Genomic DNA, 21,620 nt, shown 5'->3' with positions numbered 1-21,620 from the left:
CACGGTATCTCAGCAGATCCCGCTAACAAGCAGCGGGATGACGATTGTCAGGGTGTCATCCAAGTAGCCAACACTGGGATCCAGGAAACTTAACTCTACACCAAATAAATGTACAATAAGAACTAGATTCCAGACTGGAATGACATCATCTTGGATAGCGTCACGCACTGCCCAGTTCATGTTGCTATAAATATTAAGAAATTCACCAAACGGAAAAAAAGGCAAAAGAAGCCCCGTAGTTGGCTAGTTACTTACATTATACTTTCAAGTATGGCGTTTTTTTATTCTAAACGTTTAATAACCGCGATTCAGTTGCTTTTAAGCCGCAACTAATCTAAATTATAAACATTAAGAAATTTACTAAACAGAAAAAAAGGCAAAAGAAACCCTAGGGTAGCTAGTTATTCACTATCCATTTTTTAAGTTGGCGTTTTTTGATGTTTTAAATGCTTTATAAGCGTATTTCAGCTTGTATAGGTAAAAATCTAGAAATTTGATAAAGACATAGAGTGCACATAGTGCAAAAAATTAAACATGAGACGCCAGACACGTTGAGTTTTTTTGTCATTTAATCTGTACAGAGAAGATAAATAAATAGCTTCAGTTTCATGATAAGGGAGTTGGCGGAGCATACGCGTCAAATTAAGGAAAAATGAGCAAATTTAGTGCACTCAAAGTTGATATTCTTGTTTTTCTATATTTGTCTTTTAAGGAGAATTTTGACCAGGTTGAGATGAGTTTTTTGAGGAAAATTTGTACTTTACTGACTACACAATTTAATGTTAAGAATAGCTCTCTAACTCGCCTTTTAAGCTCAATAAATGCCTTTGTTAAACTAAGTTCTGTGCCCTTTTTTAGTTCTGTACAACCAACTATTCCATGAAATATAAGAATTGCACACAATTTAGCATATAATTCACATAATACCCTATATGGTTTTCCTTTTAGTTTATCAAGTCCTATATGGCTCTTATATAATTTAAATAATAATTCAATTTGCCATCTTACTCGGTAAATTGTTAATACTTGTTCAGCACTAATTTTACTTTTTGGAACATTAGTTATAAATATTGACCAATTCAATAACTTTTGATTCCTTTTGGAAGATGTATATCCATGTGATTTTGCTAATCTATTAGCCTTCCTTCTCCTGGCTATAGACTGTTCTTCAGTTAGCTTTTGACATATAATTCTTACTCTAATCTTTGCTTCTTTTCCCAATAATACCTCAGTTTCTAAAAATAGCTTACCCTCTAAACATTCCAGTAACTCCATTTTTTGATTTGTTTCTATATCATATATATTGGTATCAGATTTATAACGACTAATAAAATAAGCTCCTATTTCCTTAATCTGTTTAAAAGAACTTGGCACAAAATAACCAAGATCAGATATTAGCAAATCGTTACTTGATATATTACTCAAATGTTTCCTATACCCTTGATCTGACCTTATTCCCTCCGTTATATTTAATTGATCAAATGTCTGATTTAAGTAGTCGAAAACTAATTGCAACTTTATCCCGGACTTGGTATTACTTTCATAGCCGCTGTAGCTGGTACCATATCCTTTATACATATTCTCCATACTGTTAGGCAGGCTAATATAGCTACTATCCAATAACTTAACGCTTTTAAATTGCTGCAAGATTCTACAATCAATTTGCAGGGTATTTTTAAATAAAGCCATAGATTCATTATACATCCTTTTCATAAATTCCACTGCCTCTTCAGTAAACCTCAAATCTAGACTCTGTTTTGTTATTATTACAGATGCTTCGTTTAATAATTGGCACATTGTATCTATGCTGCAGTTTGCAACTCCTATATTACCCAAAATTATAGCTTTTATGAATGATGAACCACTCAATTTTCTCTTCCTTTTTATAAATCCTGTTTCAATTGATACTTCATTTGCTCTTTCATTGAAAAATTTGTTTAGGTAATTTGATAAGCAAGTTATTTTATTCATCATTAGTTCTCTCACTAAAATATATCCGAGAGAACTTATATCTTCTTATCCTATCTTCTTCATACCTTTATTTTCTTAACTTGACGCGTATGGTATCTACAACGATGTGGCGCTTTCTACCCTTTACTTTCTTGCCAGCATCATATCCTCTGGATCCCCTTTTTGAGTAGTTTTTACTGATTGGCTATCTATTATTCCCACTGATGGAGTTTCATTCTTACCAATTATCTCTCTTACTTTTTTAACTAGAAAATCATGAATCTCTTGCCATATTCCACTTTTTTTCAATCGCTAATTACAACTATACACTGTTTTCCATGGTGGAAAATCTTTAGGCAGTTGTCTCCATTGACATCCTGTTCTCATCATATAGCGGATTGCGTTAATAATTGTTCTAATACTATGTTTTCTTGGTCTACCGGTCTTTTTAGGTTCAAAATATAGCTCTATTATCTTCCATTCTTTGTCACTTATATCGCTTGGGTACATTTAAAATATATCTTATAACACACTTCTTAACTCCTTTCTACTTAGTTTGAAGACAGGCTCTAATAGAGAGAGGATTTTTTTATTTTCTCATTCTTCTCATTTTCCTCTCTAACAATTTTTTTTCCGCTTAATATGTCCTTTATTTCATCTCCTGTTAAAGTTTCAAACTCCAGTAGATTTTCGGCAATGAGATCTAAGCCTTTCTTATGCTTGGTCAAAATGTCTTTCGCTTTTTCATAGCAAGAAGACACAACTTTCTTCACTTCTTCATCTATAAGTTTTAACGTATCTTCAGAAATTATCTCAGAACCATGCATAGTTTGTTCGCGATTGTGATAGATCGGACCTATTTTGTCGCTCATTCCCCATTTTGTTACCATAGAACGTGATAAATCTGATGCTAGTTTTATATCTGAAGATGCGCCGCTTGTGACTTTATCATAGCCAAAAATTAGCTCTTCTGCCACACGTCCACCCATTGCAACAGTTATATCTGCTAGCATCTTTTCTCTTGTGAAGGACACTCTATCTGCTTCTGGTAGTCTCATAACTAAACCGAGTGCCCTACCGCGTGGAATAATTGTTGCTTTGTGTATAGGATCAGAAGCAGGCATATTAACAGCAATCATCGCATGGCCAGCTTCATGGTATGCAGTCAGTCTCTTTTCCTCTTCTGTCATAATGAGAGATCGCCTTTCCACACCCATCATCACTTTATCACGTGCATATTCGAAATCATCCATGGTAACAATCTTCTTGTTTCTTCTTGCAGCAATAAGCGCAGATTCGTTCACTAAATTTGCTAAATCAGCCCCTGAAAAACCAGGTGTTCCTCTTGCAACTGTTTTCACATTTACATCAGGGGCCATTGATATTTTCTTTATATGCGTATTTAATATTTTCTCGCGCCCATTTATATCGGGTAAAGAAATAGTAATCTGCCGGTCAAAACGACCAGGCCTAAGCAGTGCTGGATCTAAGACATCCGGACGGTTAGTCGCAGCAATTATTATTACGCCCTCATTAGACTCAAAGCCATCCATCTCAACTAATAACTGATTTAATGTTTGTTCTCTTTCGTCATTACCACCACCAAGACCAATGCCACGATGTCTACCCACCGCATCTATCTCATCTATAAAAATTATACAAGGAGCATTTTTCTTGCCTTGATCAAACATATCACGAACACGGCTCGCACCAACACCAACAAACATCTCAACAAAATCAGATCCAGAAATGCTAAAGAATGGCACATTAGCTTCTCCTGCAATTGCACGAGCAAGTAAAGTTTTACCAGTTCCAGGAGAGCCAATTAAAAGGCACCCTTTTGGTATTTTTCCACCTAATATTTGAAATTTTTGCCTTTGTTTAAGGAAATCAACGATTTCTACTAGCTCTTCTTTTGCTTCATCAATTCCGGCAACATCATCAAATGTTACTTTTTTCCCACTAGTCATGAGTCTAGCCCTTGACTTGCCAAAGCTTATAGTTCTGTTGCCCCCCGCTTGTGTTTGTTTAAGAAAGAATAGCAAAAAGCCAATAAAGATAAATGTTGGGACCCATGAGATAAGTAATCCACCAATTACGCTCATGGCAGAATCTCCAGTTGAAAAGGAGAATCTCACTTTTCTATCATGTAAATTTTTTATTAGGTCGCTATATATAACACCGCTTGAGTTGAAACTTGAACCATCCCTAAACTTGCCCTCAATGCTCTGGTTTTTTATGACAATATTTTCTACATCATTGTCTTCTAGTCTAGTTAAAAATTCCGAAAAAGGTATGGTTGTTTTACTTCTACCTACATTTCCGCTGAACTGAATATAAGCAACTAAAATAAGAACAATAATTACTAACCAGATCAATAAGCCTTCTAAAAATTTTTTCATTTCTATTTCTAACTAAGTACTAATCAAGCTTACCAAATTTTGTTTTATTGTGCTATTAATAATGCATTGAACCTTATCGTCATTGGTATTTTTTTCGTTATAATTTACATCAGGATAAGCAAGCACCTTTCTATCTTTTTGTACTATAGGCAAAGAGTAGAAAACTTCAGGGCAGCAGTTGTAATCCTTCAGAAATTCAGGAACTTTTTGTGTTTTTTTTAATGGAGCGATGATAACTGAACATTCCTGATTTCCGAGTATTGTGCAGCTAAATCTGTTATCCCATTGAGTAGGTTCATTTAAAGGTAGGTTTACGGTAATTTCTTGTATCTTTGACGATTCTCTAATTATTAAGATATTTTCTCCATATTTTCTTATTTTGCACCCAGAAAGTGTACAGTTAACATTACTATCCTTTTGCAATATTTTATTAAATATCGCAATAAGGCTATTGTACCTTGGTTTATAATGTTTACTGGCAATTGCCATTATAGAGTAAAGAAGAAGCCTCAAGGCTATTTCCTCTGGCAATTGATAAAATTCACTTAGTTTAATTTCAATATAACCAAGATCATGAACATTAACACAGTCATTAAATGCAAGGCGTGTGTAGTGCATCAACGCTTTTGCAGCTCTTTTCATATGAAGGGCTGTGAGGCATATTCGCTCTGTTAAAATCTCTTGATTGTCACTTGCTTTAAGTAAGCTACGGTATAAAGTTCGCCTGTATTTTAAGTCGTAGTTGCTTCTATCTTCGATCCATTTTAACCGGTGAAGCTTAGCGTACTTTTCTATTTCACTACGACTAAAATTTAACAATGGCCTAAATATATAAATACCATTTAAGAAAGATTTGTAATCCATTGATGATAATCCATCTACGCCACTACCTCGCTCCAATCTTAATAAGAACGTTTCTGCTTGATCATCTTTGTGATGAGCAACGAGCAAACATTTAACATTATTGTTTTTACACCACTCTGCTAGTAACTTATATCGTGCTTTTCGTGCCTGTAATTGAATATTACCTTTAATATTTTGCTTCTCCCAATTTAATATGAATGATTCCTTTGCTCCAAGTTCTTTTGCATAACTTATAACAAAATCAGCTTCTTTTTGAGACTCTGAACGTAACCCATGATTTACTGTTAATGCTATAGGAAGTGAAAGCTTGTTTTTTTTTGCCCAGTTAGTCATTAAGTGCAGTAAGACTATACTATCTACACCACCTGATACTGCAACTGTGATTTGGTTATAGAAAGCAAAGCTATTAGCTATATTTTGAAATAATAACTCTAATTTCATTATGTTTCTTGATGACAAGATAGTCTCTACGTCATACAGCGACTTATTTGTGGTATATATAGATCCCGCTAACAAGCAGCGGAATTGCTCTCTTTTGTCATCCCAGTGCTTGACACTGGGATCCAGGTTTTAATGCAAGAAACTATTTCTTTATTCCAGAAAATGAAAATTCCACTCTACGATTTTTAGCATGCTCTTTTTCATATTTAGAATTTCTAGAATCATCTTTTACATTAACCAAAGGCTCAGTTTCACCCTTAGAAGCAGTTTTTATTCTGTTTTCTATGTAGGGTGTACAACTAACCATAAATTTTTTAGCTGCATCTGCCCTTCTAGCGCCTAGCGCAAGATTATATTCATGAGAACCACGGTTGTCAGTATGACCAGTTAAAGTAACCTTCGCGTCAGGGTTATCTTGTAACACCTCCATTACGTCAAGTAATACATCTGCGCTTACTTCAGTAATACTAGATTCATCATAACCAAAGAAAACTCTTTTATCACCTATCTGCTTAACAACAGAATTCATTTTATTTGTTGTATTTGCTCCTTTTTTTGGGCAAGAACTTACACCAGTAAGTAGTAAACAAAAACAGCACATTATAACCAGTCTACTCCACATTACTAAACCTCCATAAATTTTAAAATAGTGCGTAACTTTAATTTCAGTAGCTAATAATCTCTCCATATTGTAATATAGTCAAGAGAAATAAAATACTAAATACTTTTTCTATACCCTTACAATTAATTTTCTTATAATATGCTGGACTCTGAGTAGAAAAATCCAATAAAGGAATAAAAAGTACAATTTTTTATTGTACTTTAAGCAAATATACTTTTAACTTTATTATTAATCTATTACGATATTAAACAGATGTTTTCTAAAACAATGAACAAATTATGAAATCTTATAAGTTTTTAGAGGAAGTATTATATAGGGTAAAGAATATCGAAAATACGCTAAAAGTACTAAACCAAAGCCAATTGAATATAGAGGACAAAGTTGAACAAATGAGTCTTCTAGAAGAAATCAGACATGAAATTATCTCTCATGACGCAATAAAGGAATCATTAGCAGATGCTCTTGGTAACAAAAAAAGTGCAAATACTCAGCAGCTAAAGTTAATAGAGAGAATACATAAAAGCAACAGTGCTGTTCCTATTGATTTAGTAAAGTCTTTATCCAAAGCTAAGGTTGAATGCCAAAATTTATGGAAACTATCTCATTCTGAAACCAGTAACTTAGAAAAACTAAAAGAACGTTTTACTGATTTAATCACACTCATTCGCGAAGTAGCTTCTATAAAATCGCAGCAATTAAAATGCTCAAAATACGACTCACTGCTTGCTGACTATGACTCTGATATCACAGAAAAAAATATAAGGGAAGTATTCCCCAAGGTAGGCAAGTTTTTTAGCGAAAGTGTGGATGAAATAATTGAAAAGCAGAAAAAGGATAAGGTTACTAATATACAAAGAGTTGCTACTCAGAAGCAGATTGAACTTGGCTCGTTATGTTTACAGCAAATGGGTATTGCACTAAATGAGATTCGTACTTCTTATTACTACCCTATAGATTATGATGAATCTGATTTTTGTTATGGTTTATTTTCACTTTTACGGCATAGTGGATATGCGATTTATCAAAAATGTTTAGCGCAAAATTCTATAAGTAGCCCAATTACGAGACATGTTATGTATGAAACTCAAGGGTTATTCATGGAAAGGATGATTGGAACATCCAGAGAATTTATTGAGTTCATTCAACCACACATAAAAGAGAAATTTGCTATAAAAAGCAAAACTAATAGCAGTGTTGAAAATTTGCACTTGGTTTTCAATGAGATAAACCTTTCCTCTTCTTTAAAGAACGCAGATGAATTTAGTCTGTTAGCTCATATTATGTTGAGAACTAGGTTAGAACAGGATATAATAAATGGTACACTGGAAGTTAAGGATCTGCACGATGCGTGGCTGGAAGGTATGAAGCACTATAAAATTCCAGTAAAAGCTAAAAATGAGCTGGACATTTATTTTCAAGATGAATATTGGGCAAGCGGTGTTATGGGCTACTTTCCTATAAAAATTATTGCTTTAATTGCTGCTGTGCAGATTTTCTCTTTCGTTAAAAAGAATCATTACGAATCATTAAGTGCTATAATAAAAGGAGATTTTAGTTTACTTATCAGTTGGTTATCTCAAAATATATACAGTGCAAAGTGTGGCCTGGAACTGCTAAAAAAAGTAACAGGCAAGGGTTTAGACGTTGAGTGTGTTACTTACTACCTATCTGAAAAGTATAATTTGTCTCAATAAATGGTTTTCTTGAGTTATGTATGAATTTTGTTCGAAAATTAACCGGAAAGTTTTATAGCCTTTTTACTTTCAAAGGTTTGTTTGCTAGCGATATTGCCATAGACCTTGGTACTGCAAACACTTTAGTTTATCAGAAAAATCAGGGAATAGTGCTTGATGAGCCTTCAGTTGTAGCAAGAGTAAAAGAAAAAGGAAGCTACGTTCCTTATGCTTTTGGTAAAAAAGCTAAAATGATGCTTGGAAAAACGCCTGGAGAAATAGAGGCGATAAGGCCCTTAAAGGATGGAGTTATTGCTGATTTTAAAAGTGCGGAAGAAATGCTAAAATATTTCATACGCAGTGCAAACACAAAATTCACTGTTAATAAACCTAATATTATCATATGCGTTCCATCTGGATCCACGCCAGTTGAAAGGCGTGCTATACAAGATGCAGCAGAAAGTGCTGGTGCAAATGAAGTATTTTTGATTGAAGAACCAATGGCTGCAGCAATCGGAGCTGGGCTCCCAGTTACTGAACCTGAGGGTTCTATGATCGTTGATATAGGAGGCGGTACAACTGAAGTTGCAATTATTTCTTTAGGCGGAATTGTTTATTCACGTTCTGCTAGAGTAGGTGGCGATATTATGGATGAAGCAATAAAATCGTATATTCGTGAAAATCATAAGTTATTAATCGGTGAAACAACTGCTGAAAAAATTAAGAAAAACGTAGGTTCAGCAAGTCTGCCAGGTGAAAATAACAAAGAGGGAATGATAATTAAAGGCAGGGATTTAGTGAGTGGCATGCCAAAAGAAATGCTTTTATCAGAACATCAAGTTGCAGAAAGTTTAATAGAGCCTGTACATCAGATAATTTCTGCTATTAGGACTGCACTGGAGAGCACTCCACCTGAACTTTCTTCTGATATAGTCGATAGAGGAATAATTTTATCCGGTGGTGGTGGATTATTGCGTAACTTGGGCAAAGTTATCAGTGAAACAACAAAATTACCAGTTCGTGTTGCAGATGACCCACTTTGTTGTGTTGCCTTGGGTAGTGGAAAAGTGCTTGAAAACATGGATTATTTTGGCCATGTTTTATTCAAGCAAGATTAAATTGTTTTTGAAGGTAGTTTATCGAATTGTTTTGATGGAATTATGTAATATAAATGAGATCCCAGTGTCACGCACCAAGTAATTTGAAGGCAACTTCCAGCAGGAAAGGGTGTCATCCGAGTAGCTGACACTGGGATCCAGGAAACTTGATTACAAATAAATATGCTGTTTTAATGAATTTGCATAAATAGACACTAGATTCCAGTGTCAGCTACTTTCATGACATCATCTACTATGTAAATTGCCCCCAAATCAAAACGTTTGCACAGTTGTATGTTGGAATGACACAAGATTTGCGTTTATAAATTAAGGCGATTATGCTAAAAGAATTTGAAATTGAACCTTTGTTAAAAGATAAAGCTCCGCACCAAACCAAGGCTATTGTTGCAATGTCCGGAGGAGTTGATAGCTCCGTTGCTGCAGCACTGCTGTATAACCTTGGGTACGAAGTGATAGGTGTGACTCTTCAGCTATATGGCACTGATGGCAATGCTAATGCGAGAAAAGGTGCATGTTGTGCTGGACAGGATATTTACGACGCTAAGCGCGTGGCTGAAAGTGTTGGCTTTCCTCACTATATTTTAAACTACGAGGAAATATTCAAAAAGGAAGTAATAGAAAATTTTGCAAGTACCTATATGCGTGGGAAAACTCCCATACCATGCGTAAGATGTAACCAAACGGTAAAATTTCGTGATCTATTGCAAGTTACAAAAAATCTTGGTGCGGATGTGCTTGTAACAGGACATTACGTGAGAAGATTAGAAAAAAATGGTGAGGTAAAGTTGTGCAGAAGCATTGATAAAAGTAAAGATCAAAGCTATTTTCTATTTGCTACAACAAAGGAGCAGTTGAAGCTTTTGCGATTTCCACTAGGTGGGTTCTATAAAAGTGATATAAGAAAATTAGCAAAGTATTTCAGCTTACAAATTTCTGAAAAGCCGGACAGTCAAGATATATGCTTTGTTTCCGAAAGCTATAGTAAAACAATAGCTAAATTAGCTCCACAATCTGTACAGAAAGGTAAAATAGTGGATGTAAATGGAAAAGTGCTAGGTGAGCACAGTGGCATAGTAAATTTCACAGTGGGGCAAAGAAAGGGCTTGGGCATCGCACACAATGAGCCTCTTTACGTGATAAAAATTAATACAGAAAATAATGAGGTTATAGTAGGTCCGATCAACGCATTAATGCAAAAAAAAATATTGATCAAAGAGTTAAATTGGTTAGAACAACCAAAGGAAGGTATGGAAGTAACTGTGAAGCTGAGATCATCACATGCGGGAAGTTTAGCAACAATACATTCAACTGACGAAAAAAATAAAGCCTGTGTCATTTTAAACGACGATTACTTTGGCATCAGTCCAGGTCAAGCCTGTGTAGCGTATAAAGATGAGCAAGTAATTGGCGGTGGATGGATATGCTCTTAACTAAGAGCCTGTCTTCAAACTCAAGAATGAGCTAATTTGTGAAGCATAATAGTGATCATATTAAAGAAGATGTTGTTTTTTGAAGTGAGAGGAGAATGCTCATAATCCTTACTCATACGTCTAAAATTGGAGAGCCAAGCAAAGGTTCTCTCAACAATCCAACGTTTGGGAATAACCTGAAATCCTGTATCAACTATTTTCTTGGTAATCGTCAATAAACATCCAGTTTCCAATAAGCAGAGGTTTTGCAATTTACCTGTGTATCCTTGATCAGCAAAAAACTTATGTAATGTTGGAGCTTTGCATTTGGCTTGAACAAAAAGATTTAGTGCACCATCAAGATCCTGAATGCTTGCACTTTGTACTTCAGCAGCAATTACAAGACCTACAGTATCTACAACGATGTGGCGCTTTCTACCCTTTACTTTCTTGCCAGCATCATATCCTCTGGATCCCCTTTTTGAGTAGTTTTTACTGATTGGCTATCTATTATTCCCACTGATGGAGTTTCATTCTTACCAATTATCTCTCTTACTTTTTTAACTAGAAAATCATGAATCTCTTGCCATATTCCACTTTTTTTCAATCGCGAATTACAACTATACACTGTTTTCCATGGTGGAAAATCTTTAGGCAGTTGTCTCCATTGACATCCTGTTCTCATCATATAGCGGATTGCGTTAATAATTGTTCTAATACTATGTTTTCTTGGTCTGCCGGTCTTTTTAGGTTCAAAATATAGCTCTATTATCTTCCATTCTTTGTCACTTATATCGCTTGGGTACATTTAAAATATACCTTATAACACACTTCTTAACTCCTTTCTACTTAGTTTGAAGACAGGCTCTAAGAATAATGGTGTGCTGCAGTAACAAACAAAGTAATGTTTGTTTTATTGAAGATGAAGGAAGGCCCTTCGAAATCGGGTTTCAGGAGCAGCCACCTTAAGTGGCTCTATTATAAGAGATAGGGTTAATTTTTCTATGAGCAGCTACAATTTAAAGACCTTGCTTCATCAATGTAATGGAACAAAACCTTTTTAGTAAGTTCAAAACCTTCTAAAGTCTCTCCTTCGCATCTTGCTGTAATGCAGTTTTGCGTATTTGATACCCTAAGAAGCCACCAACCTTTATTATCGGTTACTTTAACACCATCAAGATCTGAAAATACAATATTTTGCTTCTCTAGTGTTTTCTTTATTGATTCAATTATTTGAAATTTTTTCTCATCTTTCACTACAATCTTTACTTCATGAGTGATATATAACTTCGGTAAATCTTCAATCACCTGAGATAGGCTTTGGTTTTTCTTAAGCAAAATGTCAACTGCTTTAACAGCAGAATATAGCCCATCATCAAAACCTAGCTCAGAAAAGAAGAAGTGCCCGCTTAACTCACCAGCAAACTTTGCCTCTTCCTCTACCATCTTCTTCTTAACTAGTGAATGTCCAGTAGCACAGGTAATAACTTGCCCTCCTAACTTACTAACAAAATCATGCACCTTCATACTCATTTTTACGTTAGCAATAACTTTGCTTTCTGGATATTCCTCCAGCACTTCACGTGCAAAAATTATAAATAAATGGTCATTGGAAACAACGTTGCCTTTATTATCAATTAAGCGCACCCTATCGCTATCGCCATCTAGCGCAATGCCAAGATCACATCCATATTCCTTCACAATGTCAATTAATTGAGCGAGATTTTTTTCCTCTATGGGATCTGGATCATGCAGTGGAAATGCCCCATCTATAGAGTTATTGGTTACGATATGCGTATGACCAGGCAAGATCTTTTCAATATACCTTATAATTCCACTTGCTGGACTATTTCCACAATCCCAGGCTATTTTTAATTTCTGTGTAGTATTATTCTTCACTGCACTTTTTAATATGCGAATGTACTCACTATATATATTTATGTTAATTAAGCTTCCAATTCTTGTACTGTCTTTAATTGGATTGCTTATAATTTCCTTTATCTCTTGATCTGAGAAGACTTTTTTATTACTAAAAAATTTAAAGCCATTATATTCGCTGGGGTTATGAGAGGCAGTTATTATGATACCAAGATCCTCCTGTGTGATTTGTGTTGCAGCGTAGAGCATAGGTGAAGAGCATAGCCCAACGCGTATAACATTTACTCCAGATAAAGTTAAGCCCCTAATTAATTCTCTTTCTATACCCGGTGAATCTATTCTGCTGTCGTAGCCGACACAAACACTAGCTACGGTTTGGCCAAACTTTCTACCTATCTCGTACCCATCATTAATCTGCAAATCTTTGCCTACTATACCTCTAATATCGTATTTTCTTATAATGGTATTGTCCATACTGCACTGCTTAAGGAGTAACTACTATATAACATTTTGGCCAAATGCTCAAGTTTATTTATTCAGCAATTAGTTGACTTTTTAGAAAAATCTGCTAATATTATAGTACATTTCTAAAAGTGTAAAATTATGCCATGGGAGAACGAAAGTGTATTTATAGCTGAGGGTCAAAGTTTAGATGTAGATGAACAGAAGAAAAATGATATTCTAAGAGCCTGTCTTCAAACTAAGTAGAAAGGAGTTAAGAAGTGTGTTATAAGATATATTTTAAATGTACCCAAGCGATATAAGTAACAAAGAATGGAAGATAATAGAGCTATATTTTGAACCTAAAAAGACCGGTAGACCAAGAAAACATAGTATTAGAACAATTATTAACGCAATCCGCTATATGATGAGAACAGGATGTCAATGGAGACAACTGCCTAAAGATTTTCCACCATGGAAAACAGTGTATAGTTGTAATTAGCGATTGAAAAAAAGTGGAATATGGCAAGAGATTCATGATTTTCTAGTTAAAAAAGTAAGAGAGATAATTGGTAAGAATGAAACTCCATCAGTGGGAATAATAGATAGCCAATCAGTAAAAACTACTCAAAAAGGGGATCCAGAGGATATGATGCTGGCAAGAAAGTAAAGGGTAGAAAGCGCCACATCGTTGTAGATACTGTAGGTCTTGTAATTGCTGCTGAAGTACAAAGTGCAAGCATTCAGGATCTTGATGGTGCACTAAATCTTTTTGTTCAAGCCAAATGCAAAGCTCCAACATTACATAAGTTTTTTGCTGATCAAGGATACACAGGTAAATTGCAAAACCTCTGCTTATTGGAAACTGGATGTTTATTGACGATTACCAAGAAAATAGTTGATACAGGATTTCAGGTTATTCCCAAACGTTGGATTGTTGAGAGAACCTTTGCTTGGCTCTCCAATTTTAGACGTATGAGTAAGGATTATGAGCATTCTCCTCTCACTTCAAAAAACAACATCTTCTTTAATATGATCACTATTATGCTTCACAAATTAGCTCATTCTTGAGTTTGAAGACAGGCTCTAAGTGTCATTGAATCTTGCAACGATCTTCAGGATTTTATTAAAAGACTGGAGGAAGAAAATTTAATCTGGTACTTTATTGGTCCTTTACACAAAGATGAGGACATTACAGGACAGATAAATTTAAAGTGGGAAAAGGAGTTCCAAAAATTTGAGCAATCAATAGACGCAATGCATAAAGAACTTAAGTCGTCTCTGCCTAGTCAAAATTTCTTAGCGTATTCAACAACAGATAATGACTTCAAAATTAGATTTGAAAATGAAGAAAAACCAATAGAAATTAGCAATATTTTAAACGTGAATTCTGGATTAAGGAAGGAAGAAAGTATAGGAAATAGAAGGCTTTGTGGATTTGATGGAATAGGAAATGAGAGTAGAAAAGATATGAACCAAAAAATTAACAGGGGATCTATGGCGAGTGTGTTCAATTTCTAGTCTATTTTTTAGGTAACCAAAAACAGTCTCAATGATAGACCTTTTTCTCAGTAAAATCTTCTCATTTAGCGAAATCAATGTATTTTTCATACCTTTTTTCACCTTGGTAACAAGTTTCAAACCTCGGTCAAACAGCTTCTGAAAAAGCTCTTTTGCAATATAACCTTTGTCACCAAACAAAAGACCGATTAATTTTTCCGTCAGATTTGGCACAGGTATCCTATCATCAACATTGCCTTTTGTTAGCGTAAGTGCATGAATTTCAACATTTTCATTGATTACCATATGTAATTTGAAACCAAAAAACCAGCCGTAAGTGCTCTTGCTTAATTTTGCAATTCCAGCAAAAACTTTGTTTTTGGATATTCTTTTTGCATGACAAACTGCAATGGGAGTTGTGTCTATATATGAAATTCCAGTGTTTTCTGACTGTCCACAAAGCCAATGCAACAACATTGCTAAATGCCACAAAACCCTAGGCTTTAGAGCAACAAACCTGGTATATGAAGGTAACTTTGGAAACTCTGATTTGTAGAGCAACGTTAGGTAATGTAGATAGAAAGTTTTACACGGAGATTGTTGATATAGCAGGATTATTGTCATGATTTCGGAGTGCTCAATTTCCGTTGTTCTTGTGGGGTTTTTACCATTTGGCAGTAGTTTATCTGCAAAATTTTTCTCTATATCTCTGCAAAAATCATCGACCAAACAAAACAGTTTTGTTATATCTTCCATGGGTAACCTCATCTATTTTTTTATCACTGCTGAGTTTACCCTGTTTTCTTGCCTTTTCTATTCTCCTTTAATCCAGAATTCACGTTGTTAGTAATCTCCAAAATTGTTTGTACTATTGCTACCTTTTTTTGAGTCTAGTTTTTTTGAGTTTGTTATTTCTGCTTTCAACGCTGGAAGAAAGTGTTGGATGTAACACTCATAATCTTCTTTTTGTTTTTTCAGTGATTCTTTTAATTCATCTGGTGTTTTAGGACTGTTTCCTTGCTTGGACAGATTTATATGTTTTGCAATATCCTCCTCATTTTGTCGTGCTATTAACGTGAATTCTGGATTAAAGGAGAATAGAAAAGGCAAGAAAACAGGGTAAACTCAGCAGTGATAAAAAAATAGATGAGGTTACCCATGGAAGATATAACAAAACTGTTTTGTTTGGTCGATGATTTTTGCAGAGATATAGAGAAAAATTTTGCAGATAAACTACTGCCAAATGGTAAAAACCCCACAAGAACAACGGAAATTGAGCACTCCGAAATCATGACAATAATCCTGCTATATCAACAATCTCCGTGTAAAACTTTCTATCTACATTACCTAACGTTGCTCTACAAATCAGAGTTTCCAAAGTTACCTTCATATACCAGGTTTGTTGCTCTAAAGCCTAGGGTTTTGTGGCATTTAGCAATGTTGTTGCATTGGCTTTGTGGACAGTCAGAAAACACTGGAATTTCATATATAGACACAACTCCCATTGCAGTTTGTCATGCAAAAAGAATATCCAAAAACAAAGTTTTTGCTGGAATTGCAAAATTAAGCAAGAGCACTTACGGCTGGTTTTTTGGTTTCAAATTACATATGGTAATCAATGAAAATGTTGAAATTCATGCACTTACGCTAACAAAAGGCAATGTTGATGATAGGATACCTGTGCCAAATCTGACGGAAAAATTAATCGGTCTTTTGTTTGGTGACAAAGGTTATATTGCAAAAGAGCTTTTTCAGAAGCTGTTTGACCGAGGTTTGAAACTTGTTACCAAGGTGAAAAAAGGTATGAAAAATACATTGATTTCGCTAAATGAGAAGATTTTACTGAGAAAAAGGTCTATCATTGAGACTGTTTTTGGTTACCTAAAAAATAGACTAGAAATTGAACACACTCGCCATAGATCCCCTGTTAATTTTTTGGTTCATATCTTTTCTACTCTCATTTCCTATTCCATCAAATCCACAAAGCCTTCTATTTCCTATACTTTCTTCCTTCCTTAATCCAGAATTCACGTTTAAAGTTGAAGAATGTAGGCTCCAAACAGCAGATAGATTGATCCGCTTTCTTACAATTATGAGTATAATTGCATGGAGAATATTTTTTATCACATTGGTAGCTAGAACAAATCCGAATCTTTCTTGCACTGTCATACTGACTGATGACGAATGGAAGGTTTTATATACCAAAATGCTTAAGACAAAAAACTATCCTGAGACTCCACCACCTATAAGAGAAATTGTGAGGTGGGTGGCCAAGTTAGGAGGGTTTTTAGCTCGCAAAAATGACTTAGAACCAGGCCCTATAGCTTTGTGGAAGGGATGGAAACGTCTCTTTGATTTAGCAGAAGGATGGAGACTTGCTCATTCATTCTATACTTGTGGGTAATAGTAAGTCGCAGAACTGTGCATGAACCTCTCGATTTATACAGCTCCCATTATTCGGTACTTTGACTCCTATACTAACCTCCAGTGGTAGAAAGTATTCGGATTCCCTTCTCTCATTTTTCCTAGAAGTTGCCTTGCTAGTCTTTTTCCCAGTTTCCGATATTTCTTTCTTACCCACTTTTCTAGATGCCGCTCTATATTGTTAAGAAGTTTGTACATCTCCGTTCGGTAAAACCTGCCGTAATACTGACACCAGCCTCTGACTATTGGATTTACTTTCTTTGATATCTCCTCTAACTTCTTTCCTGTAAGTCGGTGTATTTTCCACGACCTTATGGTTGTAGTAATCTTCTTCTTGGCTTTATTGCTAATCGCAGGTATAAATGAGACAAAATAAGTTTCTATTTTGTTGTTTTTCGCTAACCTAGGTCTAAAAGTGTAGCCTAGGAAGTCAAAACTTTGTATTGGAAACTCACCTCTCCTGTTATCGTCCTTACAGTACACTATTTGCGTCTTTTCAGGATGTATTTTTAGCTTACATTTTGCCAGTCTTTCTTCGATTGCTACTCGCATAAAATCTGCCTGTTCCTTGGTTTTACAGTGTACTATCACATCGTCAACATACCTTTCAAATGGTACTGTTGGGTAGTTCTTTCTCGTCCATATATCAAAGACATGATGCATAAATATATTAGAGATGATTGGACTAACTGAACCTCCTTGCGGAACTCCCTTATCTCTAACTACCTTACTGCCATCTGCTTGCTGAATAGGGGCTTTCATCCACCTTTCAACGTACAGTGTGACCCATTTGCAGTCTGTATGTTTCTTGATAGCTTGTAATGCCAAGCCGTGGTCCAAATTGTCGAAAAACCCAGATATGTCAAGATCTATCGACCAATCGAACCTCCAGCATCTCTTGCGCGCTGTTTCTATCGCTCCCAATGCAGATTTATTTGGTCTATAACCATACGAATCTTTATGGAATTCTGGCTCCACCAACGGTTCAAGATACATTGTAGCAGCTGTTTGCGCTATCCAATCGGACACTGAAGGTACACATAAAATTCTTTGTCCCCATCCCGTACCTTTCGGTATTGCTACAGCTTTTACTGGCTCTGGAAAATAACTTCCTGATGACATTCGATTCCAAAGTTTGTACAGATTATCTTTTAGATTTTCCTCAAACTTTGTTATCGAAATCTCATCTACACCAGCGGCATCCTTATTTTTCGATACTTGTTTATAAGCTCTCCAAATAAGCTGCTTCGGTATATCAAAAGACTTTGTTTTATTCATTTACTCCTCCCTTTCGGTTGACAAATAATTAAAACTGAATAACTCAGCTCCTTTGCTCCATTTCCATTACAGAAACTTCTTCACTACTACGCGCCCCTGTTTTCCGCATTGGTACTCTCACCCTTGGTGTTTAGCTCCTTGGATTTCTCCCTTATCATCGTAACGACAGGTTCCCGTAGTTCTACACAATAGCCAAAAATAGATTCGCGCCACCTCTATGCCGGACACTACCTATCCAGTAAACAAGCTCCCGATAGATTTATCCTAAGTGTGTAGAAAGCACTTAGTTTTAATGTCGTTCATGGAAATTTCGACACTTCTTCAGTGGTTCATTTTCATTCGCCTTCCTATTTCATACATGACGCATAATTGCGCCTTTTCCATAACGCTCACTACCTTGACTCTTGACCAAAGCAGCTTATGGTAGTTTGAAGCCTGCTCTTGTAAACCGGCTCCGAGGGGCCCTCCCTCATCTATTGCGTAGCTTTTGCACTAGCTTGTTCTATACAAACATCCTTTGCATCTCTACGGCACACTATTACATTTTTCATTTCTAATTCAAAACGCACTTTTGCCACCACTTTGTAACCTATACTCTGAATACAGCTAACTCACAAACACTAATTATTGATTAATAATGGTGATATGTAAATATAGTTATAAAATAATTGTTACACTTGAATTTCTTCCTGGTTTCTGTTGTCATCATAACATTAAAAACACTTTAAGAAAGCTGCTTAGTTAAATTAACTTGGACAAGTAAATAGCAGTTTTGCAGCCTGTTTTTATGAATGAAGATAAAATGTTGTAGCCAAATGCGCTTTCAGCATTGTGCTGAATTGCAATATCTCTGTGTTCTAGCTCCTCATCGCGGAATTTACTTATAGTTTCTCTTAATTCCCCATCTTCTAAATGTGAAACTTGCTCTTTGTAGTGCTCCCCTATAACTTCTTCAACTGCAGCAGTGCAAGCCATAGCAGCTTTTTTGCCCATAATGGCAGTTGCAACGCCAAGTGACACTCCTAAAACACGCCAAACTGGCAACAAAACAGTAGGACGAACTTTTTGCTCTTTGATTTTCTCATTAAAATAGTGAAAATGCTTTTTTTCCTGCTCTTCCATTTCAATTATTTCATTGATTATAGAAGATTTTTTAAGAATAAATTTTTGACCAGAATAAATGCAAATAGCTCCATATTCCCCAGCATGATTTACTCTAATTGCCTGTTGCAAGAACTGATTGTTGCTGTACCTTAAATTATTTAGATTTCTTTCTTTCTCCACAATACACCTTACCTGATACGAACAGAGCTACTATGAGATAAATTAAATTCCATGTTGCTAAAGAAACACCTAGAACATAATGAGGTCTGTCACAAGATGGAGAGTAATTAGGGTTTAGTAGATTATTTCTGAGCTCTTCTATGCTAACGTTACCACTTGCTTGCTCTGTACAACCTAAAACATCATGAAATAAGTGGAGTTCAAGACCTACATGATAAAAAGATATTACTGCACCTATGAGGTAGCTGCAAAACATTGCATAGATTAGAATTTTGTTGTCTTTAAGCATGCATACTACTGCAAGTAACCCTGCAACATAGTAAACTACCCGCTCGTATGTACATAACTTGCATGGCAGCATGTTGAAAAAATATTCTAGCACATATGCAAAAATTAGAGCAAAAGCACTTGATAGCAGAAAGATTGTAGGAATTCTGGAGTTATTACACACGACTTTAAGTAAATTATTATAAAGACCCCTGAAAGTATAAAGCAGAGTATTCATTTTGCATAGGGATTTTTATTTTTTTTCAAAAGTAATCTGACTGGCACACCATCTACGAAGAAATTTTTTCTAAGGTCATTAATTAAATAGCGTTTGTAACTTTCATCAACACTTTCAGGTATGTTACATATCAAAGAAAAAGCTGGAGGTTTAGTACCAATTTGAGCGATATACTTCATTTTAACTGCTTTGCCTTTTACAAGCGGGTGAGAGTGCCTATCTAAAGCATTAATTAGCCACTTATTCAGTTTTGCAGTGCTGACTTTCTTGTTCAAAGATTCACTCACTTCAAGACACTTATCTATCACATCACCGCAGCGCATGCCTTTTAACGCAGAAACTGTTATAGTTGGCACTTCCAAGAATAACCGAGTCACTTCCTGTTGTTTGACAAATTTTATTAACTTACTTCTGTCATCCTTACCTATTAAATCCCACTTATTTAAAACAACAATAATCCCTTTCCCTCCCTTAATTGCAGCTTCACCAATTGATAAATCCTGCTGCTCAATACCAACTAGGGAGTCTAGCATTAAAACTACCACATGAGAGCGCTTGATTGATTCCAAGCTTTTCTCAACAAATCTTGATTCTAAGCCATCTACAACATTCGCCTTTCTTCGAATTCCTGCAGTATCAATGAGAGTAATTAGCTCCCCATTATGATCGTATACAATATCTACAGAATCACGTGTGGTGCCTGGCTCTGAACTTGTTATTAGTCTGTTTTCTGCAAGTAAACCATTTAAAAAAGTTGACTTTCCAACATTCGGACGGCCGATGATTGCGATCCTCAGCCTACTCAGTTCATTATTAGGTAACTCAGTGTTCTCGTTAAAATTTTCAATAACACCAGCTAATACATCATAAAGATCAACCATGCCAAGATTATGCTCGGCAGAGATATACACCGGGCCAAAAAAATCAAAAAACTGCAAATAATCAACATTTTCGGATTTATGACTCTCACATTTATTTGCTATGAGGATTACAGGTTTACTCATTTTTCTCTTTAGCCACTTTGCAAATTCTTTGTTTCGCTCATTTTGCACTTTTGCATCAACAAGAAAGAAAATGATGTTTGAATTGGATAGAGAAAATTCTATTTGTTCAATAACTTGTAGTGAAAAATTAGTTTGGTCGTTCCACCCTCCTGTATCTATAACTTTAAACTCTAAATCGCTAATTCTGCCTATTCCTTCTCTTCTATCTCGTGTAACCCCTGGAATATTGCTGACCACCGCTGCTTTTCTTCCCACCAATCTATTAAAAAGAGTTGATTTACCAGCATTTGGTAGGCCTACTATAGCGATTTTTAGCATAATTCAAGGGCATTTTCTATGTAAAGTAAATTATAATCAAAATTTTTCAATTTAACTATTGACTTTATAGATCACGCGAGCATAATACAACTAGAATTTCTTGTTTTATTATGTCAAGTGGGGGATATATGGTAGGTCAAGGTATACAAAAGCATAATCCAGATTTGATAGATGAGGGGTATATTGCTAGTTCTCCTACTCCTACTAATTTTGAAGATGGTGCCATAGATGAGCCTGAGGATGAAGGTACATCTGATCACAATGTACCAAATAAAACGCCTATAGATGAACGATATACTAGTTTTATAGGTGTTTTACAAATGAGCCTGAGGATGAATCTGATCGCAATATATTAAATAAAGCTTTTATAGAAGATGATAAAGATACACCTGATCACATATTAAATAAAACGTTTATAATAGAAAATGAAGATGAACTTGAAGATTTAGAAGTAACGGGCGCGCCTCAACCAGACATAGCAATATATAAACAAGTTGATGAATGTGTAC

Annotated in this window: 23 protein-coding genes and 2 pseudogenes; 10 read left to right on the top strand and 15 right to left on the bottom strand. The window is 35.4% G+C overall.

Annotation, left to right across the window (positions count from 1 at the left end; genetic code table 11):
• Positions 1 to 642: 642 nt before the first annotated feature.
• The 6 genes from ACFELZ_RS08835 to ACFELZ_RS08810 form a co-directional block, all read right to left on the bottom strand.
• Complete coding sequence (locus ACFELZ_RS08835) at positions 643 to 1,971, bottom strand: IS4 family transposase (RefSeq protein WP_375315862.1); 1,329 nt, start codon at positions 1,969 to 1,971, stop codon at positions 643 to 645.
• A gap of 123 nt (positions 1,972 to 2,094) precedes the next feature.
• Positions 2,095 to 2,259, bottom strand: a complete 165-nt coding sequence (locus tag ACFELZ_RS08830; RefSeq protein ID WP_375315781.1) for a hypothetical protein — start codon at positions 2,257 to 2,259, stop codon at positions 2,095 to 2,097.
• 3 nt (positions 2,260 to 2,262) lie between these two features.
• The gene (locus tag ACFELZ_RS08825) at positions 2,263 to 2,460 is read right to left on the bottom strand and encodes a transposase (RefSeq protein WP_375315805.1); all 198 of its coding nucleotides are present in this window, start codon (positions 2,458 to 2,460) and stop codon (positions 2,263 to 2,265) included.
• Between the two features lie 59 nt (positions 2,461 to 2,519).
• On the bottom strand, positions 2,520 to 4,352 hold the full coding sequence (ftsH, locus tag ACFELZ_RS08820; RefSeq protein WP_375316184.1) for an ATP-dependent zinc metalloprotease FtsH: 1,833 nt from the start codon (positions 4,350 to 4,352) through the stop codon (positions 2,520 to 2,522).
• Between the two features lie 12 nt (positions 4,353 to 4,364).
• Positions 4,365 to 5,657 (bottom strand): tRNA lysidine(34) synthetase TilS, encoded by a 1,293-nt coding sequence (tilS, locus tag ACFELZ_RS08815; protein ID WP_375316183.1) that lies wholly within the window; start codon positions 5,655 to 5,657, stop codon positions 4,365 to 4,367.
• Between the two features lie 142 nt (positions 5,658 to 5,799).
• Positions 5,800 to 6,279 (bottom strand): OmpA family protein, encoded by a 480-nt coding sequence (locus tag ACFELZ_RS08810; protein ID WP_375316713.1) that lies wholly within the window; start codon positions 6,277 to 6,279, stop codon positions 5,800 to 5,802.
• 278 nt (positions 6,280 to 6,557) lie between these two features.
• Between ACFELZ_RS08810 and ACFELZ_RS08805 the strand changes: the two genes are divergently transcribed.
• The 3 genes from ACFELZ_RS08805 (at position 6,558) to mnmA (ending at position 10,500) form a co-directional block, all read left to right on the top strand.
• Positions 6,558 to 7,973: a carboxypeptidase gene (locus tag ACFELZ_RS08805; protein WP_375316182.1), complete on the top strand. Its 1,416-nt coding sequence runs from the start codon at positions 6,558 to 6,560 to the stop codon at positions 7,971 to 7,973.
• A 20-nt stretch (positions 7,974 to 7,993) separates the two neighbouring features.
• The gene (locus tag ACFELZ_RS08800) at positions 7,994 to 9,070 is read left to right on the top strand and encodes a rod shape-determining protein (protein ID WP_375316181.1); all 1,077 of its coding nucleotides are present in this window, start codon (positions 7,994 to 7,996) and stop codon (positions 9,068 to 9,070) included.
• Between the two features lie 317 nt (positions 9,071 to 9,387).
• The gene (gene mnmA / locus ACFELZ_RS08795; protein WP_375316180.1) at positions 9,388 to 10,500 is read left to right on the top strand and encodes a tRNA 2-thiouridine(34) synthase MnmA; all 1,113 of its coding nucleotides are present in this window, start codon (positions 9,388 to 9,390) and stop codon (positions 10,498 to 10,500) included.
• 20 nt (positions 10,501 to 10,520) lie between these two features.
• Here mnmA and ACFELZ_RS08790 read toward each other — a convergent pair whose 3' ends face one another.
• The 3 genes from ACFELZ_RS08790 to ACFELZ_RS08780 all read right to left on the bottom strand — a co-directional run bounded on the left by ACFELZ_RS08790 (position 10,521) and on the right by ACFELZ_RS08780 (position 12,831).
• Positions 10,521 to 10,904, bottom strand: a complete 384-nt coding sequence (locus tag ACFELZ_RS08790) for a transposase (RefSeq protein WP_375316621.1) — start codon at positions 10,902 to 10,904, stop codon at positions 10,521 to 10,523.
• Positions 10,905 to 10,921: 17 nt separating this feature from the next.
• The gene (locus ACFELZ_RS08785; RefSeq protein ID WP_375315821.1) at positions 10,922 to 11,287 is read right to left on the bottom strand and encodes a transposase; all 366 of its coding nucleotides are present in this window, start codon (positions 11,285 to 11,287) and stop codon (positions 10,922 to 10,924) included.
• A 194-nt stretch (positions 11,288 to 11,481) separates the two neighbouring features.
• On the bottom strand, positions 11,482 to 12,831 hold the full coding sequence (locus ACFELZ_RS08780; RefSeq protein ID WP_375316179.1) for a phosphomannomutase/phosphoglucomutase: 1,350 nt from the start codon (positions 12,829 to 12,831) through the stop codon (positions 11,482 to 11,484).
• Between the two features lie 271 nt (positions 12,832 to 13,102).
• Here ACFELZ_RS08780 and ACFELZ_RS08775 point away from each other — a divergent pair, with 271 nt between their 5' ends.
• From ACFELZ_RS08775 to ACFELZ_RS08760, 4 genes and pseudogenes are all read left to right on the top strand, one after another.
• Positions 13,103 to 13,300: a transposase gene (locus ACFELZ_RS08775; RefSeq protein WP_375315780.1), complete on the top strand. Its 198-nt coding sequence runs from the start codon at positions 13,103 to 13,105 to the stop codon at positions 13,298 to 13,300.
• Between the two features lie 3 nt (positions 13,301 to 13,303).
• Positions 13,304 to 13,468: a hypothetical protein gene (locus ACFELZ_RS08770; RefSeq protein ID WP_375315781.1), complete on the top strand. Its 165-nt coding sequence runs from the start codon at positions 13,304 to 13,306 to the stop codon at positions 13,466 to 13,468.
• The gene (locus ACFELZ_RS08765) at positions 13,411 to 13,869 is read left to right on the top strand and encodes a transposase (RefSeq protein ID WP_375316627.1); all 459 of its coding nucleotides are present in this window, start codon (positions 13,411 to 13,413) and stop codon (positions 13,867 to 13,869) included. The genes ACFELZ_RS08770 and ACFELZ_RS08765 overlap by 58 nt, the downstream gene beginning before the upstream one ends.
• Positions 13,870 to 13,884: 15 nt before the next feature.
• Positions 13,885 to 14,187 (top strand): annotated as a pseudogene (locus tag ACFELZ_RS08760) (hypothetical protein); the annotation flags it as partial.
• Between the two features lie 6 nt (positions 14,188 to 14,193).
• Here the strand turns inward: ACFELZ_RS08760 and ACFELZ_RS08755 are convergent.
• The gene (locus ACFELZ_RS08755) at positions 14,194 to 15,054 is read right to left on the bottom strand and encodes an IS982 family transposase (RefSeq protein ID WP_375315786.1); all 861 of its coding nucleotides are present in this window, start codon (positions 15,052 to 15,054) and stop codon (positions 14,194 to 14,196) included.
• Between the two features lie 87 nt (positions 15,055 to 15,141).
• Positions 15,142 to 15,408, bottom strand: coding sequence for a hypothetical protein (locus ACFELZ_RS08750; protein ID WP_375316178.1), 267 nt, complete (start codon positions 15,406 to 15,408; stop codon positions 15,142 to 15,144).
• Between the two features lie 48 nt (positions 15,409 to 15,456).
• On the opposite strand from ACFELZ_RS08750, the gene ACFELZ_RS08745 reads away from it, so the two are divergent.
• Entirely contained in the window at positions 15,457 to 16,317 is an 861-nt protein-coding gene (locus tag ACFELZ_RS08745; protein WP_375315786.1) for an IS982 family transposase, read from the top strand.
• A 13-nt stretch (positions 16,318 to 16,330) separates the two neighbouring features.
• Positions 16,331 to 16,702, top strand: a pseudogene (locus ACFELZ_RS08740) (IS4 family transposase); the annotation flags it as partial.
• A 68-nt stretch (positions 16,703 to 16,770) separates the two neighbouring features.
• Here the strand turns inward: ACFELZ_RS08740 and ltrA are convergent.
• The 4 genes from ltrA to der all read right to left on the bottom strand — a co-directional run bounded on the left by ltrA (position 16,771) and on the right by der (position 21,111).
• Positions 16,771 to 18,000, bottom strand: a complete 1,230-nt coding sequence (gene ltrA, locus ACFELZ_RS08735) for a group II intron reverse transcriptase/maturase (RefSeq protein WP_375316177.1) — start codon at positions 17,998 to 18,000, stop codon at positions 16,771 to 16,773.
• A gap of 741 nt (positions 18,001 to 18,741) precedes the next feature.
• Positions 18,742 to 19,284: a demethoxyubiquinone hydroxylase family protein gene (locus tag ACFELZ_RS08730; protein ID WP_253302799.1), complete on the bottom strand. Its 543-nt coding sequence runs from the start codon at positions 19,282 to 19,284 to the stop codon at positions 18,742 to 18,744.
• Positions 19,259 to 19,789 carry a disulfide bond formation protein B gene (locus tag ACFELZ_RS08725; protein ID WP_353270202.1) on the bottom strand — a complete coding sequence of 177 codons (531 nt, stop codon included), beginning with the start codon at positions 19,787 to 19,789 and terminating at the stop codon, positions 19,259 to 19,261. The genes ACFELZ_RS08730 and ACFELZ_RS08725 overlap by 26 nt, the downstream gene beginning before the upstream one ends.
• Entirely contained in the window at positions 19,786 to 21,111 is a 1,326-nt protein-coding gene (gene der / locus ACFELZ_RS08720; protein WP_375316176.1) for a ribosome biogenesis GTPase Der, read from the bottom strand. Before der ends, ACFELZ_RS08725 begins: the two co-directional genes overlap by 4 nt.
• 110 nt (positions 21,112 to 21,221) lie before the next feature.
• On the opposite strand from der, the gene ACFELZ_RS08715 reads away from it, so the two are divergent.
• Positions 21,222 to 21,467 carry a hypothetical protein gene (locus tag ACFELZ_RS08715; protein ID WP_375316175.1) on the top strand — a complete coding sequence of 82 codons (246 nt, stop codon included), beginning with the start codon at positions 21,222 to 21,224 and terminating at the stop codon, positions 21,465 to 21,467.
• The last annotated feature ends 153 nt before the right edge of the window (positions 21,468 to 21,620 follow it).

It is taken from the genome of Wolbachia endosymbiont (group A) of Colletes cunicularius (assembly GCF_964264715.1).
GTDB lineage: Bacteria > Pseudomonadota > Alphaproteobacteria > Rickettsiales > Anaplasmataceae > Wolbachia.
Note: the sequence above shows the minus strand (reverse complement) of the source record. Positions and strands in the feature narration are given on the sequence as shown.

Bases quoted from the DNA above. Each gene is read 5' to 3' on its own strand.
- ftsH (WP_375316184.1), bottom strand. From the start codon at position 4,352: ATGAAAAAATTTTTAGAAGGCTTATTGATCTGGTTAGTAATTATTGTT.
- ACFELZ_RS08835 (WP_375315862.1), bottom strand. From the start codon at position 1,971: ATGAATAAAATAACTTGCTTATCAAATTACCTAAACAAATTTTTCAAT.
- der (WP_375316176.1), bottom strand. From the start codon at position 21,111: ATGCTAAAAATCGCTATAGTAGGCCTACCAAATGCTGGTAAATCAACT.
- ACFELZ_RS08800 (WP_375316181.1), top strand. From the start codon at position 7,994: ATGAATTTTGTTCGAAAATTAACCGGAAAGTTTTATAGCCTTTTTACT.
- ACFELZ_RS08825 (WP_375315805.1), bottom strand. From the start codon at position 2,460: ATGTACCCAAGCGATATAAGTGACAAAGAATGGAAGATAATAGAGCTA.
- ltrA (WP_375316177.1), bottom strand. From the start codon at position 18,000: ATGAATAAAACAAAGTCTTTTGATATACCGAAGCAGCTTATTTGGAGA.
- ACFELZ_RS08745 (WP_375315786.1), top strand. From the start codon at position 15,457: ATGGAAGATATAACAAAACTGTTTTGTTTGGTCGATGATTTTTGCAGA.
- ACFELZ_RS08810 (WP_375316713.1), bottom strand. From the start codon at position 6,279: ATGTGGAGTAGACTGGTTATAATGTGCTGTTTTTGTTTACTACTTACT.
- ACFELZ_RS08725 (WP_353270202.1), bottom strand. From the start codon at position 19,789: ATGAATACTCTGCTTTATACTTTCAGGGGTCTTTATAATAATTTACTT.
- ACFELZ_RS08780 (WP_375316179.1), bottom strand. From the start codon at position 12,831: ATGGACAATACCATTATAAGAAAATACGATATTAGAGGTATAGTAGGC.
- ACFELZ_RS08755 (WP_375315786.1), bottom strand. From the start codon at position 15,054: ATGGAAGATATAACAAAACTGTTTTGTTTGGTCGATGATTTTTGCAGA.
- ACFELZ_RS08805 (WP_375316182.1), top strand. From the start codon at position 6,558: ATGAAATCTTATAAGTTTTTAGAGGAAGTATTATATAGGGTAAAGAAT.
- mnmA (WP_375316180.1), top strand. From the start codon at position 9,388: ATGCTAAAAGAATTTGAAATTGAACCTTTGTTAAAAGATAAAGCTCCG.
- ACFELZ_RS08715 (WP_375316175.1), top strand. From the start codon at position 21,222: ATGTCAAGTGGGGGATATATGGTAGGTCAAGGTATACAAAAGCATAAT.
- ACFELZ_RS08775 (WP_375315780.1), top strand. From the start codon at position 13,103: ATGTACCCAAGCGATATAAGTAACAAAGAATGGAAGATAATAGAGCTA.
- ACFELZ_RS08785 (WP_375315821.1), bottom strand. From the start codon at position 11,287: ATGTACCCAAGCGATATAAGTGACAAAGAATGGAAGATAATAGAGCTA.
- tilS (WP_375316183.1), bottom strand. From the start codon at position 5,657: ATGAAATTAGAGTTATTATTTCAAAATATAGCTAATAGCTTTGCTTTC.